This is a genomic window from Streptomyces sp. NPDC088732 (assembly GCF_044751205.1).
In the GTDB taxonomy this organism is placed as follows: domain Bacteria; phylum Actinomycetota; class Actinomycetes; order Streptomycetales; family Streptomycetaceae; genus Actinacidiphila.
This window is the reverse complement of sequence record NZ_JBIVLI010000040.1, coordinates 37,860-52,536: the sequence shown is the minus strand read 5'-3', so window position 1 is coordinate 52,536 and position 14,677 is coordinate 37,860. Positions and strand designations below refer to the sequence as shown.

Sequence of the window (14,677 nt, the reverse complement as noted above, 5' to 3'; positions counted from 1 at the left end):
CGGCGAGAAATGTGGCTAGGGGTTGTGGTTACTGACTGGAGTGTCGCCTGATCAGGGGCACGGTTTGCGGTCTGTGAGTTCACCGACGAGCCGAACGAGGTCGTCCAGGGTGCCCCGAAGCTGCTCGACGAGGATAACGAGGCTGGCTGGGTCCATCGCTACGAGGTCGGCTTTTCGTGCCGCGTCGGCGTCCTGCTCCGCCATGGCAAGGCGAGTCTTCTGGGCGTCCGAAAGAGGCGGGCGGGGCGGCTTGGACACAGGGTTCCTATCCGATCAGGTGTTCTAATTATGGCTGTCACCGTTGCATGTGACAACGACCGTCACTCGAAGGGGTGACGTCACTGCGGTGCCGGTCAGGCGCCCGCAGCTCGCGGCGGTGCCGCTGACCTGCGCTCATGATGTTGCAAATCTGCTACTGACAAGATGATCACTCACCCGTGACATTCGTGGGGTGCCTCCCGACCCCTTGCCCGCGTGGCTCCTCACGGAGCGGCGGCGGTTGGGGCACCAGGTGCGGTCTCTCCGCGAGGGCGCCGAGATCTCACAAGAGGAACTCGCTCACCGTGCGGGGATCTCGCGGGACAGCGTCCTGCGAACCGAGAACGCGACCCACTCGGCATCGGTGGACCATGTGCTGCGGATCGCGCGGGCGCTGGGCGTCCCAGTCGCTTCACTGTTCAACTGATCATGAAGCCCGGTGTGGGGCGCGTGCAACTATCGATCGTCACCGGAAGGCCACAGGGCAGCTACAGATGCCCAACCGATCACCGGCGGACCGCTTCCGCGCAGGTCGGTGCGCACGCCCACAGCTCAGCTATCCGCCGGCGGAAGCCCTGGCCTACCTCGACCCGGCCGATCAACCGGTCCTGCCGGATCTCCTCCAACAGGCGCGCGCACAACGCGCACGCGACCTCGTCGAGCTGCAGCGGGTTCAGCGTCGCCGGATCCGGCAGCCCGTCCGTAATCACGAGGCGGCATTCTCTGTACACGTCTGGCACGTGCACACCGGCCAGGCGCTGTCCATCCCGGACTGCGGCGGCAGCTCACCCGGCACGCGACCAACGACCCGGGCAGAGACCAGATACCGCTCCCCGCCCGGCGCGACCTTCCACACCTTGATGGTCATGGAGCCCTGAGCGTCGTACCCGCCAGCGCGCAGCGAATCGCCGGTGTCGCCAACCGGCGTGAGGTCGGCGCTCACTTCACACCGCCAGCCACGTGCGCCGAGCAGGCTACGACGGGCCAGACCCGCCAGCCGCCCTCTATCCGCACGCGGACGGCGCCTGCCGGTGTGAGCGGGCATAGGGCTGCGCCGCAGGTGTAGCAGGCCTCACCGTGCAGGCGGGCGATGCTGATGTCGGGAGGAGCGGGCGGGACCGTGGCGACCAGTGCGTCCATGCCCCGATGGTGTCCGCCGGGAAGTGCCTCAACTGCTACACGTGGTAGCAGCCGACGTCGTTGACCGTCAGACCGCGCCGACCCATTCCGCGAACGACGTGAGCGACTCGTTGTCGGATCGGGCCAGGCGGCGGAGCGTGGCCGCGTCCTCGCGCGCCCACGGGTGCTCGCGGGCATGCTGCGGCGCGATCCGGCGGGCGACCTTCAGGGACTCGAACGCGTCGTCACGGAGCCCGGCCCACAACTGCGCGCGGGCCAGCTCGATGTAGAAGCCGCTGCGCCGCTCGGCCGGCACCTCGCTGCCGGGCTTCCACTCGCGGGCCACGTCGAGCGCGCGGCCGGAGTGCTCACTGCCGAGGCTGACCGCGACCGACACCTCGTGGATCCGCACCGAGCACGGGCCGAACGCGGTCCCGCTGTACGTGCCTTCCGCGACGCTGTCGCCGAGGCGGTGGGCCTCGGTCAGGTGGGCGTCGGCGGCGGCCCCGTCTCCGGCCCGCCCGGCGATGACGGCGGCCCGCATATGGAGCGCACCGACAGCGGCCGCAGCCGCGGGCGCGTCCGGTGAAGGCGCGGCGTCGATCGCGTGCTGCAGGGCCCGGAGCCCGGCGGCGTGCGCACGGGCCGCGAAGAACGTCTCGGTACGGACGTACGCAACGCCCGCGAGGATGAGGGGGTCCTCGGCTGGAGTGGCGGCCCAGCGCATCAGCTCGATGAGGCGGGCCGACAGATCCCGGGCGCCGTTCTTGTACGCGACAGCGTCCGCCGCCCGAAACGCCGCGACGAGCATGCGGGCCACGGCCGGCCGGTCGCCCGGCGCCGCAATGTCCAGTGCGCGCAGCAGCTCGGCGAGCAGAGGCGGGAGCGCGGTCGCGATCCGCAGGTACTGCGCGGCAAGGCGCCACCCGACGACCTCGTCGACGGCGACCCGCAGCTCGGCCAGCGGCCGGACCGGGCCGTCGTCGGGCACGTCGTACGCGGCGATCGCCTCGGACAGGGCAGGCAGCGCGTCGTGCACGGGCCTGGTGGGGCGGTAGCCGCCGAGCAGCCGTGACGGGTCCGTGTGCAGGGCCGCCGCGATCGAGTCGAGGGTGTCGTCGCTGGGCATGCGGGCGCCCCGCTCGATCGAGCGGATCGTATGGTACGAGACGTAGGAGGCGTGGCCGAGCTCGGCCTGCGTCATGCGGCGTGCACGGCGGGCGGTCGCGATACGCCTGCCGATGTCGCCCGCGGTGTGTCCGGGCATACGCTTACTCCGTTCGGTGCAGCCACTCCGAACGGTAGCCCCTCCCCCGCTGTGGGTGAGGGGCTGCTGCACTAAGTCGTGACAATCCCGAGCAGGTCGGCGAGGTTGTCGGCCCGCCAGTCGGCGGCGGCGATGACCTCGGGATCGTCGGCCCACAGGTGACCCCACGGTCCGCGGCGCAGGTGCACCGTGCGCAGCCCGGCCGCCGCCGCGGGGAACACGTCGTTCGCCGGGTGGTCGCCGACGTACGCGATCCGGTCCGCCGGGCAGCCGGCCACGTCGACGAGCCGCTCGAAGAACGCGGGTTGCGGCTTGGCGACGCCCCACTCGCCGCTCGTGACGATGACGTCCGCGGGTAGGTCGAGGGCGCGCAGCAGTTCACCCGCACGAGCGGTCTGGTTCCCGGCGATGATGACCCGCAGCCCGGCCGCGCGGAGCACGGACAGCGCGGGACGCACGTCTTCGTACAGGTCGCTGTCGTCGAGCTGCTCGCCCGCGCCCGCCGCTTCACGCGCCATGGCCTCAGCCTCGACGTCGAGGCCGGGCCGGGCCAGGCGCAGCGCGTCCGCGTTGTCGCGGCCTTGCGCGACGACCGCGCCGACGAGAGCCGACAGGGTGTGCCGCGGGACGCCGAGCCAGTCCGACCAACCCGCCCACATGCGGTCGTCTCGTATCAGGGTCTCGCCGACGTCGAACGCGACGGCTTCGATCTTGGGGCGCATGGGGCGGAAGTCTATTGCGCGCGCATTAGAAAACAGCCCCGCCGTGACGGGGGACGTAGCACGGCGGGACCGCTCACCACGGTGCCACACGGCTCCGACATTCCGAGGCATGACTGTCAGACCCTCGCCGTAGGGTCCCGCTCATGGCCGACATCACCATCCCCGAAACCCTCGCTGAGCTGCAGCGAACCTCCGACGCCGCCCGCGAAGCCGTGGCTGCTCACCAGCGGAGCATCGACCGGCACGTCCTGGAGTGGACGGACGCGGAGCGCGCGGAGGGGGACCGGCTCCAGGCCGCGCGAGAGGCCGCGGCCGCCGAACTGCAGGCCGCGATCGAGGCCGACGGCCAAGAGGTTGGCCAGTCCTACGAGTACCGGCGTGCGCTGCGGAAGGCGGCGTACGGCGAGGGCTACGCGGGGCAGTAGCCGGCCGTTGGCCGGTGGGCCGCACGCGTCGTACAGTCGAACATGTGAACGACCTCCCTCCGGATCCGGACCGTCTGCGGGTGATCCGCCTGTACCTGCAGCTCCAGCTCGACGCGGTCGACGCGAAGATCCGCGAAGCCGAGGGGTCCGCTCCGCCGGAGCCGAGCATTGTCGCGCCGCCGAGGCAACAGAACCTCCCGCGCGGCCGCGACGGCTGGCGCCTGCAGCACGTCCCCGACCGCGGGCCCATCAAGGCAGTCCTCCACCGCGGCGACTGCACGAACGGCGCCGGCGGGTGGCTGAGCCGCAAGGAACTCGACATCGCACTCGGCATGCCCGAGGTCGAGCCTTGCCCGCGCTGCCATCCCGAGCGGGACCGGGCATGACGAAAGCGCCCCACCCTCCAGGAGGAGAGCGGGGCGCCGTTCGGGCAGGTTCAGGCGGCGAGCATTCGACGGGACGCCATGGTCAACTCGTTGTCCAGTAGGCCGTCCCACTGTGCGAGGGATAGAGCCAGCCCGTCCTCGGCGACTTCCTCGGCGGTCAGGCAAAGGCGGCCGACCATCCTGTTGAGCTTGCTCAACTCCTTGGCCGTCAGGTAGTTCTTCGCCACCTTGCGGGCCGCGGACTTCGGACTGGGCTCGGGCTTGCCTTCCTCCCGGCCCTCCCAGGTCTGCAGCTCCCGGGCGTTCCTGATCTGGGCGGCGGTCATACCCGTGAGGTGCAGGTAGAGCTTGTTCTGCATGGTGGCGAAAAAGATGCTGGACTCCCGGCTGCTCGGGACGTAGTCCGTGGCGTTCTCGGCCATCATGTCGCGGAAGACCTTGTAGTCGACCATCTCCCGGGCCCGCGCCAGGGCGGTGATCCGGATCTCCTCGGTCGTCAACGCCGTGAGCTCGGCTTCACGCGTCCGCACCGCGAAGTAGACGCGCGCCCGCGCGACCGCTTCCTTGGTGTCGTCGCCGGCCATAGCCACGAGGTAGGCGCCGAACCTCGTGAGGTGATAGTTCTGCGTGCTGCGCTGCGCGCCGGACCCGATCGGCACCATATTGCGCATCTGCGCAAAATGCTTCTGAGCTGCGGATTCGCCCTGCACGAGGGCGAGCGACGCCTCTGCCCTCTTGATCACAGCATTGAAGTCGCGCCACTGCGCGTACTCCATCAGGGGCTGCATGTCCCGGCCGCCCCAGTACTCGCGGCCGTATGCGTCCATACGGCGGATGTCATCGAACGGAGACCACCCCGGTGTAGTGCCACGCGGGGAGGGCAGGTTAGGGTACACACTAGGTACCACGGAGTTGCACCTCCAGGTTCTTGTTGCCCTCGCGCGGGGCCCAATCCCGCGCGAGGGCGCACTTATGTGCAGACGACTCACTTGTGCGAATCGCCCGGCACAAGTTTACGGGGCGCCACCGACACCCAGGCGCGGATGTTGGCACCAATCCGTTGTGTCGGACCTCCAGGGCGAGTTGAACTCGGCGTTCACGCCCTCCGTCCGGTGCATGCCGGTCCAGTGAGTGGCGCTGTAGAAGCCGAGTTGTCCGTGTCGCTGTACGGCTCGTAGCCCATCTCTGGGCGAACTTGCGCACCGGGAACGATGCGTTGAGCACGAGGATTGGCTTCTTCATCTGGTTGGTGAACTCGTCGCAGAACGAGGGGATCTTGCCGCTCGATGGAGTTGACGATGACTTCGGCTGTGAAGCGGTTCAGGAACCCGAACAGTCCGTCGTTGTTCCTCTGGCACGGTGGGCCGCAGGCCATCACGATCGTGTGGCCCTCGACATGACGAAAGCGCCCCCGCCACCGGCCGAAGCCGGGACGGGGGCGCATCGTCACGCGTACTCGGACGCCCTGCCCTCGTGCGCCGCCGGTACGACAGCCGGCTCGATCGACCGCGGTCATACCCCGACGTCGTGCAGGTACGGCCGGACCTCATCAGGTATCGGCTGCGGAGGCGGCGGAGGCTCCAACCCGGACGCCCGAATGTGGCCGACCATGTCGCGGATCCAGCCGACCAGGTACCGGACGGTGAAGTCCTGCGTGGTGACCCGGACCTGCAGGGCCTCGGCCTCCCGGTCGGACTCGTCGGCCCGCTTCTCCAGCCGCTCGATGTCCTTCTCCATGCGGTCCGTGACGACGGTGAAGTCGTCCCGCCGCTCCTGCCGCTTGGTCCTGCGCGCGGAACGAGCGGCGACCACGGCACCCGACGCGCCGACCACCGCCATCGCCGCATTCACCCAGGTGTCCACGCTCACCGGACCACACCCACTCTCTTGTGCCGAGTGGGCTCGTCCCACCCGGCAACGACCAGCACGGGCGCCGCGATTGCGGCCCATACGACCGAGGACACCCACCCCCGCGGGGCATCCCCGACGGCCCACGACATGAAGTAGCTGACCGTCCACGGCAGGACGATCAGCGGCAGCGACAGGAATCCGGGCCAATCCCTACCCTCAGGCAGCCACGCGGCCATCGCCGCGATGACGCCCGACACCACCCACAGCCACGCCCACGCGACCAGCGGCATGACGTGCAGCGCCGGACCGAGTCCACGCTGATCCGGCTGAGGGGTGATGAGCTGCGCCCACCCGTACACGGCCCACACGGACCCGTAGCAGGTGAGGATCGCGCCCCGGCGGCCCAGCCGTCTGGCGACCCGCCGGGCCGCCGGGCACGGCATCAGGCGTCCGGGTTCGTGCGGTTGGGCACCGCGAACGTGATGCCCCACGCGGTGAGGACGGCCAGGACGATGGTGACGCCCTCACCGGTCGTGATGACGTTGTCCTGCGCGGCGGTGACCGCGGCCGCGGATCCGGCCGCGAGGCCGGACACGATGGACTTGGCGATGCTGGAGATCTTCATAAGCGGGCTCTCTCTGTGAGGTGCGGGCACCAGGCGCGGGCGCGCCCGGTGAGTCAGGAGTGGGCGTCGGAGCCGGTGATCGATACGTCGACCTTGACTACCGCCGCCGCGATGGCCTTCTCGACGGCGGCGATGACCTCGTCGGTGTCGACGTCCTCGCCGAGCTGGCCGGCCAGGGTCGTCACCGTGGCGGTCAGGCCGGCGACCTCCGCGCGGAGGGCCTTGAGCTGCGCCATGACGGCGTCGGAGTGGCCGTCTTCCGAGGTCTGCAGGGCGGACGCCGTGGTCTGGCCCGGCGTGCCGTCTCCATTCGGGCGGTGTGGGTTGGTGAGCTTCTTCGCCCACACCGCTTGGGCGGTGGCCTGAGCGACCTTGCTGATCTCGGCATCGGTCAGGGGCATGTCGGTGTCCTCCTCGGGACTCCAGTTGGCGGGGTGGGTGAGGCGCTCGGCGACGTCCGCACGGAGCTGGCTCATCGTGAGGTTGAAGCGACCGCGCGAGCCGTAGCCCTCGACGGGCCCCTTCGGGTCGGGTTTGCCCTCGACACTGGTCTCCAGGTGCCCGGCGCATGACTGGGCGGACCAGCCGTAGTGGCGGCAGAGCGCGGCGTTCCAGCGGACGAGGGCGTCGTACTGGGCGCGCGGGTAGACGTCCTTGCCGTCGCCGAGGTTCTCGGTCTCGATGCCGTACGCGCAGTCGTTGCCGTCGACCGTGCCGGATGCGGCGGTCGGCGCGGGGTGCGCCGTGGCCTCGCTGGCGAAGGAGTTGTAGGCCGCGGCGCCCATGAGCCCGGCGTGGTTCGCGCGGCCCGCGCTGCACAGCGTGGCCAGGCCGGTCTTCGCCAGGTGCGTGTGGGCGAGCGGCGCGGGCAGGTCCGGCCGCCCGGTCTCGGCGACCAGCTTCAAGGAGTCCCGGCCGCCAGTGTGGTGGTTGAGCAGCAGGTGCACCGGCCCGAACGTCTTGCCGGTCGCGCCGTCGCGCTGCCGGGTGCGCCAGCCGGGGTACTCGGCGACGTGGACGCCCTCGGCCCGGAGCACGTCGACCAGTTGATCAGGGGTGAGCGGTGTGGCCACGGTGCCCTCCCAGGGCATGAGGAAACCCCCGGCCTGCGGCACGGGGGCGACGGTTGGCGGTGCGGTTAGCTGGCGGTCTGGTACGTCAGCGACCCGCGCAGTGTGTGGCCGTTGGCCCAGCTCTCCGGGGCGTTCGAGGCTGCGTTCGCGCCGGTGGTGTTGGCGGTGGTCAGGGGGAAGATCACGTTGCAGGCGGCGACGTTGCTGCCGAGGGTGACCACGCCGTACCAGGTCTGCGAGCCGGTGAACCGCCCGGCACCCATGGAAACCAGACCCGAGGCGGCCGAGGTGAAAGGCACGCCCACCATGTAGCCGCCGCTCCCGAACGTTGTGGTCGAGCCGGCGGTGATCTGGAACTGGCAGTGGCAGGTCCGGCCGATCTTCATGTAGGCGCCGGTGGCCGTGCCGTTGTTCAGGACGGGGTTGGTGGATGCGGTCCAGGTGGGGGTGTAGGACGTCCAGGCGGCGAGCATGCTGCCGATCTGGTCGCGCACCTCTTGGTTGAGGAGGGCGGCGGTCACGACCTCGCCGACCACCCAGGTGCGGGGGGCGAACGTCACTGCGGCACCTCCGGGGGGTCAGGTTCGGTGATGCGGTTCCAGGCGCTGGGGTCGTCGGCGTTCCACCAGTTCCGCTCGTGCGGCAGCTCGTCCGCGACGGAGGCCTCCACCGCGTCGACGTCCTCGGGGAACACGACCTCGATCCAGCCGTTGCCGCACTCGGGGCAGGCGAACCGCGGATCCGCCGGGGTGACGATCTGCGCGGACTGGCAGGGGCAGTCGGCGACCCAGCGGTTGTGGTCGATCCGCGCCCAGGTGCGCTGCCCGATGAGCATCCCAGCAGGTGGCTGCATCCGGCGCTGCACCTTGAGCTCGTACCAGCGCCACACGCGCTCGGCCGGCGGGACCGCGACCCACAGGTCCGGACGGCGGGTCGGCGGTGGCAGGTAGAAGGCCTCCGCCCTCACGACAGGGATGGGTACGGGCACGGGCACGGTGGCCCCCTCTCAGTAGGCGAGGCGGGTCGTGGACCCGAGCACGGAGTACAGCGGATCGTCGAGCACCCATACCGAGTCGTTGACCGAGCGGCTGGTGTGGAACTGGATCCGGTGCGTTCGGGAGTGGATGTCCTCGGTGTAGCCCTCGATGAACAGGGTCTGCTCGGGGGTCGCGGACTGAGCCGGGAGGTCGGTGACGGTGATGACTCCGGACAGGCCGAGGTCGAGCAGGTCGCGGTACATCGCGGTGCCCATGGAGTACGCCTCGATCGGCACCTCGCGGATCTCGCCGCGGGGGTTGGCGTACCGGCTGACGAGCCAGTTCGCGGCGTCGAGCACGCTGTTGTCGCTGGTCTTCAGGATGTCGAGTGACTTCTCCTTCGGCCCGTACCGGGCACGGGATGCCTGGTCGACCACGCGCTGCGTCGCCCCGCCCGGCCTGGATGCCACGACGGTGTTGATCATCTTCTGGTCGTCGAGGCTGGCTTCGATCTCGGCGGTCACCAGATCGACATAGGACAGCACCACCTCGGGAGTCGGGTTGTACCGCAGGTCCCGGGACTGGAACGACACGCCCGCCCAGTCCCTGTCCGCGAACAACTTCGCGCCCTCGGTGGTCTCGACGGCCTTCATCATGTCCAGCGCGCGGGCGCCGCCCGGCCCTTGGCTGGCGACCGGGTCGAAGGTGAAGCCCAACGCCGTGGCGGTGGACATGCCGCTGTAGTAGCCGAGGCGCTCGATCCGGAAATCGGCGGGCTCGCCGGCGTACCCGGTGGAGCCAGCCTCGTAGTGGTCGGACGCGTCGATGGCCACGAACAGGCTGTTCACGAGGGTGTAGACCGCGACGTGCGCAATCGCCCCGGACCACAGAGTGGCGCCGAAATCGGAGCCCACGGACAGGCGCCGCAGGTCGTGGGAAGTGGCGACCGTGATCGGGCCGTACTGCGTGCCGTCGACGTAGATCTCCATGCCGGTCTCGTTGTAGACAACCTGGTGCCAGGCGTCGTCCGCGAGGTTGGGCGTGGTGAACGTGGCGGTGACGGTGCCCGTGCTCGGGCCGGCCGTGACGACCTGCAGCTTGCCGGTGCCGTCCAGGCCGACGGCGATCCGGTACGCGTTGTCGGTCGACCGCAGCGCGCACACCGTGCGGCCGGCGGTCGTCGTCCGGAACCAGGCCTCCACCACCACTGGGGTGACGCCGGTGTCCCTGGCGAACTGCATGCCGAGGTCCGCCGTCAGGTACCGCCCGGCGCTCGCTGAGGCGGGCGTGAAGACGGGGCATTGCTGCCCGGTGGCCGGTGGGCCGTCCGCGCCGGAGAAGGCGAGCGTTCCGCCCGATCCGGCCTGCGCGAGGGCCAGCGCGGTGGTGGTCGCGCCAGACAGGTCACCGACGCTCGTCGACCCCTCAGGCTCGGCCATCGGGTAGTACGAGACCGGGCCGAGCAGGAGGATCTCCTCCGTCAGCAGCGCTCTCAACTCGGGCTGCAGGTTGAGCCACTTGAACATGTCCGTGGCCGTGATGGTCACCTTGCTGAGCAGACCCTCCCAGACCGAAGGCCACTCATTGACCATCCCAAAAAAGCGGGGATGGACGACTGCTCCGACGAGGTCGAACTCGGCGAACGTCGTGGTGCCGCCGGTGCGCGTCGCGGCAAGCTGCAGCGTGACCTGGTTCGTGCCGACCCACGACGGGGTGCTGATGCTGCGCAGCACGAACCAGCCGAAACCGTCGCTGCTCGCCTCCCAGTAGACCGTGCCGGACGTCTCCCGGATCCGCAGGTACTGCAACCCGACCGGGTCCCACGTGTCCGACGTCGCGCCCGCGTCGCTGCCACCGACCTCCGACCGGCACTGCAGCGTGCCGGCAACGGTGTTGACGATGAACCCGATGCGGGTCCCGGCGGTCACCGCGTTGACCATGAACGAGGCGGTGCACGTGCTGGCCCCGGTCGGCGCCGGGGCGGTGGACACCCGCACCGTGGTGAAGCTGCCGGTGAGCGTCCATTGCCTGGTTGACGTCAGGCTGGACGTGACTCCGGCGGCCGCCGGGATCCGGATCCGGCCGCCAGTCTCGGTCACGGAACCGGCCACGGTCCACCGGCTGGCGTTGATCCGGTCGTCGTCGAAGTCGTCGCAGAGCTGGCCGAGCGGCCAAGGCGCCGCCCCGGACGGCGCGTCCATCGTGGCGACCGCGATCCGGATCGGGGTGTTCATCACCACGTTCGGCGCGTACGGGCTGGTCGACAGGTCCGCGGTGAACCTCCCGTCCAAGTTGTCCAGCGTCAGCGAGCACGTCGCCGGCTGGATGTCGGACAACTCGTCCGACGCCCCGCGCTGGATGCTCACCCCCGTCTCCAGGTCCACGTACCGATGGATGTCGACCCACGGGATGTCGTCCGGGTCGGTGACCGTCCCACCAAACCCGACGTCGACCAGGAGCAGAGTCACCTCACCCGGCCCTCCTTCCTTGGTGGCGCCCGTACTTGAGCTGGATCTGCTCGATCTGCCGCGCGACGGCGGTCGGGTCGAGGGCCCCGGTCACGGTGATGTAGATGTTCCCGCCGCCGCCTCCTGCGCCGGCCGCCATGGTCGCGCCGACCGGCACAGCCATCGACGCCCCGGCGACGACGTCGGTGACCCGAGCCACGGCGCCCGCGACCATCGAGGTCCGGTCGGTCAGGCCGAGCGCCAGGCCCTCTGTGGTGTACCGGCCGAGCTGCCGGAAGATCGTGCTCGGAGACTTGATCCCGAGCGCCCGACGGATCGACTTCTGCATCCCCGTGGCGATGGAGAGCATCAGCTTCTCGATGCTCTTCTGCTGGGCGGCGAGGCCCGCGAGCAGACCCTTGCCGGCCTGCTTGCCCGAGTCGTACAGGATGTCCGCGCCGCTGTTGCCCAGCGCGGTGGACGCCTTGTTGATGTTGCCCTGCGCAGAGTTGATGCTCTTCAGCATCGACGCGGACGCGCTCACCAGCGTGGACGCGTAGGGCAGCCCCTGCTCGGGGCCCATCTCCAAGATCTGCTGCAGCAAGCCGCGGTTGAGCCCGCGCTTCGCGAGGATGGAGATGTAGGACTGGAACTGCTTGATGTTCGCGAGCTTGGACTGCAGCCCGGACAGGATGCTGCCGCCGCCCGCCCTGAGCCCCTCCGCGTCGAGCGTCGACAGGGCCGCCCCCGACTTCGCGTTGGAGGTGACCGACGCCGCGAACGCTTTCGCCTCCTTGATCCTCGCGGCGATCTTGTCGCGGTCCGAGGCCAGCTTCTTCAGCCGGGCGTTGCCCTTCTCGATCATCGTGACGAGATGGTCATCGATCTTGGACTTCTTGCCCTTGAACGCCCGCTCGATGTCCCCGATCAGCTCGGCCGCCATCGCGCTGATCTGCGACGCGCTGCCGGTCAGCTTCACCACCGCGGCGTGCCCGGTATCCGTTCGGATCGACGACACCGACGACTTGCTCAGGCTGCGGAGGATCCGGCCACCCGAGGCGAACTTCTGCAGGCGGCCGGAGTTCACGGCCTCCATGAAGGCCAAGCCGTATTTATCGACGGCGGCGGTCCGCATCATGAACTCGCCGTTGCTCGCCATGATCGGCACATCGTCCGAGGTACCCGTACCCGGGCCCCGCACCGGGCCACCCGTGGCCAGACCGGACCGTGCCGTGCCGGCCGCCACCGCGCCGTAGTCGTACGTCCGCTTGTAGGTGTTGATCCGGACCGTGGCCGTCTTGCCGTCCAGGGACGCCACCTCGCCGCGCGCCCGCCGGATCGCGTCCTCAAGCTGGTCGATCCGTGCCTGAACCTTCGCCTTGCGCGAGTCCGGCACCCGGTTCAACTCGGCCTTCGCCTGAGCCAACTTGGCCTGCAGGTCGTCGAGCTTGCCGCGGATCGTGAGGGTCTTCTCCTTCGGGACCTGCAGGATCTGGTCGGCGAGCCGCTTGGCCTCCGCCTTGGTCGCGCCCATCTGCATCGCGGCAGCGATCAGCTTCTCGCGGCCCCGGTCGTAGACCTTTCCGACCTCAGTCCACGACGCGCCTTCCTCGCGCTTCTTCGCCGCCAGGTCGTCGGTGGCCGCCGCGAGCTGGCTGAGTGCGTCGCGGTTGGCGCGGCCCTTCTCCGTGTGGACGTTGAGGGTCGCGCCGTTGTCCGCGATCGACTTCGTCGTCGCGTCGATCGCGGCCTCGAACTTCGTCTGCGCGTCATAGGCGCTGCGGTTCACGTCGTTCAGCGCCTGAATGGCCTGCCTCAAACCATCGGCCGACCGCTTCTGCGCGTCGAGCTGCCCCTGTACGCGGATGGCCTGCTCGCCGAACAGGCCCATCCCGCGGGCCGTCAGCTCCTGCTCGAAGCGGGCGTCGTCGAGCGCGGACTGGTAGTTGTCCAGCTTCTCGGTCATCCCGGCGACGTCGTGGCCGCCCTTGCCGTAGGCGGTCTTCAGCATCTCCAGCGCGGCCGCGGCCTGCTCCGGGTGCCCGCCTCGCACGAGGTTCGCGAGCGCCTTGTCGACGCTGTCGAGGTTGGCTGCGGCTTCCTTCACCGGGGTCGAGTCGGCCATGCCCAGGCTGAAGATTTTGACCAAGGACTGCTGGAACTTGTCGACGCCGGACGGGTCGGTCGACGACCGCACCGCGTCGTACAACCCGGACAGGTTCGAGCCCAGAACCCGCGCTGCCTCGCCAGACACCTTGCCGGTCTGCGCGAGCCGGCCGAGGGCCGTCGTCATCCGGTCGATGTCCGGCGGCGACTGCCGACCAATGCCGGAGAGTTTCACCAGCGCCAGCACCAGCAGGCCGATGCCCGTCGCCGCGACCGCCGTACGAGCCGACAGCGACATCGCCATGAACGCAGCGCGCAGCGTGGCCATGCTGCCGGACGCGCCGATCGCCGCCGTACTGGCCGCGACGATCTGCGTCCGCACCAGCGCGAAAGCGCCCGCCGCCAACTGCACCCCGCTGATCGCCATCCGCACAGCGCGAAGGGCGAGCGCGGCCTGCATGAGCAGCGCGATGAAGTCGGGCGGGAGCGCGGCGACCACTCCGGCCAGCGCCCCGGCGAGCGCGAGCAGCCCAGTGCCGGACTGCGCCGCCGCGGTCAACAGGTTCACCGCGGCGGACGCGATCTGCCGCAGCGTGTCCACGAGGACCGGGCCCTGAGCCTTGGCGTAGTCCATGAACCGGCTGATGCTGCTGTCGGCCGAGCCAGTGGCCAGCAGCCGCGTGAAGTGCACGAGCCCGTCGTTCGCCCTCTTCAGCGACCCGGAGGAGAAGTCCGCGAACCGGTCCGCGAACCGGTCGAACGAGTCGCTCTCGACGCCGCCGGCCGCCAGCGTCATGAAGCGGTCGAGCTCGGCGCTGGCGCCCTTCACCATCGGGGTGAGCTTCGGCAGCACGCTCTCCGCGACTGCCAGGGAGTGCGTGAACACGGGCATCGTGTCGCCGGACAGGGCGTCCGACCAGCCCTTGTACGAGTCCTTCAGCTCACCCAGTGCGGCGGCCGCGCGGCGAGTGTCGGAGGGCATGTCGGCGACCGTCCGCAGGTAGTCCTCCTGCGCGTCGACGGCCGCCTTCGAGCGGGCTCCGCTGTCCGCGACCGCCTTCTCGTACTTCTTCTGCGCCTCCGACGCCTCACCCAGCGCGAGCACCTGCGGGACTACCGCCGCACCGAACGCAGCCACCGCGACCGCCGCCGCACCGGTCTGCGCGATCAGTGGCGCCAGCGCGGCAGCGGCCGGCGCCGCCGCCGAGACAGCGAGCAGCCGCTTCTCCAGCGTCGACGCCGATTTGCCCGCGCCGTCGAGGACGCGGGACAGGCGATCCCGGCCCTCCAGGACGAACGTCATGGTCGTAGCCACTACTCACCCCCGGGTGCTTGAGCCTGCTGGGAAATGTGGACCTTGATCCAGGCGATGGCGGAGGCGAGTTCCTCGCGGGACAGGCAGTCGATCTCCCACGGCCGGA

General features: G+C 69.9%; 18 protein-coding genes. 3 read left to right on the top strand and 15 right to left on the bottom strand.

Going from position 1 to position 14,677, the window contains the following annotated elements:
- Nucleotides 1–51: 51 nt before the first annotated feature.
- Complete coding sequence (locus tag ACIP9H_RS40615) at nucleotides 52–204, bottom strand: hypothetical protein (RefSeq protein WP_401964054.1); 153 nt, start codon at nucleotides 202–204, stop codon at nucleotides 52–54.
- Nucleotides 205–451: 247 nt separating this feature from the next.
- Between ACIP9H_RS40615 and ACIP9H_RS40610 the strand changes: the two genes are divergently transcribed.
- Entirely contained in the window at nucleotides 452–685 is a 234-nt protein-coding gene (locus ACIP9H_RS40610) for a helix-turn-helix transcriptional regulator (RefSeq protein ID WP_401964052.1), read from the top strand.
- 79 nt (nucleotides 686–764) lie between these two features.
- Here ACIP9H_RS40610 and ACIP9H_RS40605 read toward each other — a convergent pair whose 3' ends face one another.
- The 5 genes from ACIP9H_RS40605 to ACIP9H_RS40585 form a co-directional block, all read right to left on the bottom strand.
- Nucleotides 765–968 (bottom strand): hypothetical protein, encoded by a 204-nt coding sequence (locus ACIP9H_RS40605; protein ID WP_401964050.1) that lies wholly within the window; start codon nucleotides 966–968, stop codon nucleotides 765–767.
- Entirely contained in the window at nucleotides 965–1,201 is a 237-nt protein-coding gene (locus tag ACIP9H_RS40600; RefSeq protein WP_401964048.1) for a hypothetical protein, read from the bottom strand. Before ACIP9H_RS40600 ends, ACIP9H_RS40605 begins: the two co-directional genes overlap by 4 nt.
- Complete coding sequence (locus ACIP9H_RS40595; RefSeq protein WP_401964046.1) at nucleotides 1,198–1,398, bottom strand: hypothetical protein; 201 nt, start codon at nucleotides 1,396–1,398, stop codon at nucleotides 1,198–1,200. Before ACIP9H_RS40595 ends, ACIP9H_RS40600 begins: the two co-directional genes overlap by 4 nt.
- 67 nt (nucleotides 1,399–1,465) lie before the next feature.
- Complete coding sequence (locus tag ACIP9H_RS40590; protein ID WP_401964045.1) at nucleotides 1,466–2,644, bottom strand: helix-turn-helix domain-containing protein; 1,179 nt, start codon at nucleotides 2,642–2,644, stop codon at nucleotides 1,466–1,468.
- A 71-nt stretch (nucleotides 2,645–2,715) separates the two neighbouring features.
- Nucleotides 2,716–3,366: an HAD family hydrolase gene (locus ACIP9H_RS40585; protein ID WP_401964043.1), complete on the bottom strand. Its 651-nt coding sequence runs from the start codon at nucleotides 3,364–3,366 to the stop codon at nucleotides 2,716–2,718.
- A gap of 143 nt (nucleotides 3,367–3,509) precedes the next feature.
- On the opposite strand from ACIP9H_RS40585, the gene ACIP9H_RS40580 reads away from it, so the two are divergent.
- A complete protein-coding gene (locus ACIP9H_RS40580) occupies nucleotides 3,510–3,791 on the top strand; it encodes a hypothetical protein (RefSeq protein WP_401964041.1) in 282 nt (93 codons plus the stop codon).
- Nucleotides 3,792–3,835: 44 nt separating this feature from the next.
- Nucleotides 3,836–4,177 carry a DUF6233 domain-containing protein gene (locus tag ACIP9H_RS40575; protein WP_401964040.1) on the top strand — a complete coding sequence of 114 codons (342 nt, stop codon included), beginning with the start codon at nucleotides 3,836–3,838 and terminating at the stop codon, nucleotides 4,175–4,177.
- 50 nt (nucleotides 4,178–4,227) lie between these two features.
- Here ACIP9H_RS40575 and rhuM read toward each other — a convergent pair whose 3' ends face one another.
- From rhuM to ACIP9H_RS40530, 9 genes are all read right to left on the bottom strand, one after another.
- A complete protein-coding gene (rhuM, locus tag ACIP9H_RS40570; protein ID WP_401964038.1) occupies nucleotides 4,228–5,004 on the bottom strand; it encodes a RhuM family protein in 777 nt (258 codons plus the stop codon).
- Nucleotides 5,005–5,689: 685 nt separating this feature from the next.
- Entirely contained in the window at nucleotides 5,690–6,046 is a 357-nt protein-coding gene (locus ACIP9H_RS40565) for a hypothetical protein (protein WP_401964036.1), read from the bottom strand.
- Nucleotides 6,043–6,471, bottom strand: coding sequence for a hypothetical protein (locus ACIP9H_RS40560; RefSeq protein ID WP_401964034.1), 429 nt, complete (start codon nucleotides 6,469–6,471; stop codon nucleotides 6,043–6,045). Before ACIP9H_RS40560 ends, ACIP9H_RS40565 begins: the two co-directional genes overlap by 4 nt.
- A complete protein-coding gene (locus tag ACIP9H_RS40555; protein WP_401964032.1) occupies nucleotides 6,471–6,653 on the bottom strand; it encodes a hypothetical protein in 183 nt (60 codons plus the stop codon). The genes ACIP9H_RS40560 and ACIP9H_RS40555 overlap by 1 nt, the downstream gene beginning before the upstream one ends.
- A 53-nt stretch (nucleotides 6,654–6,706) precedes the next feature.
- Nucleotides 6,707–7,768 (bottom strand): N-acetylmuramoyl-L-alanine amidase, encoded by a 1,062-nt coding sequence (locus ACIP9H_RS40550; protein ID WP_401964030.1) that lies wholly within the window; start codon nucleotides 7,766–7,768, stop codon nucleotides 6,707–6,709.
- A 23-nt stretch (nucleotides 7,769–7,791) separates the two neighbouring features.
- Complete coding sequence (locus ACIP9H_RS40545; protein WP_401964029.1) at nucleotides 7,792–8,286, bottom strand: hypothetical protein; 495 nt, start codon at nucleotides 8,284–8,286, stop codon at nucleotides 7,792–7,794.
- Nucleotides 8,283–8,693 (bottom strand): hypothetical protein, encoded by a 411-nt coding sequence (locus tag ACIP9H_RS40540; RefSeq protein ID WP_401964027.1) that lies wholly within the window; start codon nucleotides 8,691–8,693, stop codon nucleotides 8,283–8,285. The genes ACIP9H_RS40545 and ACIP9H_RS40540 overlap by 4 nt, the downstream gene beginning before the upstream one ends.
- A gap of 39 nt (nucleotides 8,694–8,732) precedes the next feature.
- The gene (locus ACIP9H_RS40535) at nucleotides 8,733–11,171 is read right to left on the bottom strand and encodes a LamG-like jellyroll fold domain-containing protein (protein ID WP_401964025.1); all 2,439 of its coding nucleotides are present in this window, start codon (nucleotides 11,169–11,171) and stop codon (nucleotides 8,733–8,735) included.
- Between the two features lies 1 nt (nucleotide 11,172).
- Nucleotides 11,173–14,559 carry a hypothetical protein gene (locus ACIP9H_RS40530; protein ID WP_401964023.1) on the bottom strand — a complete coding sequence of 1,129 codons (3,387 nt, stop codon included), beginning with the start codon at nucleotides 14,557–14,559 and terminating at the stop codon, nucleotides 11,173–11,175.
- Between the last annotated feature and the right edge of the window lie 118 nt (nucleotides 14,560–14,677).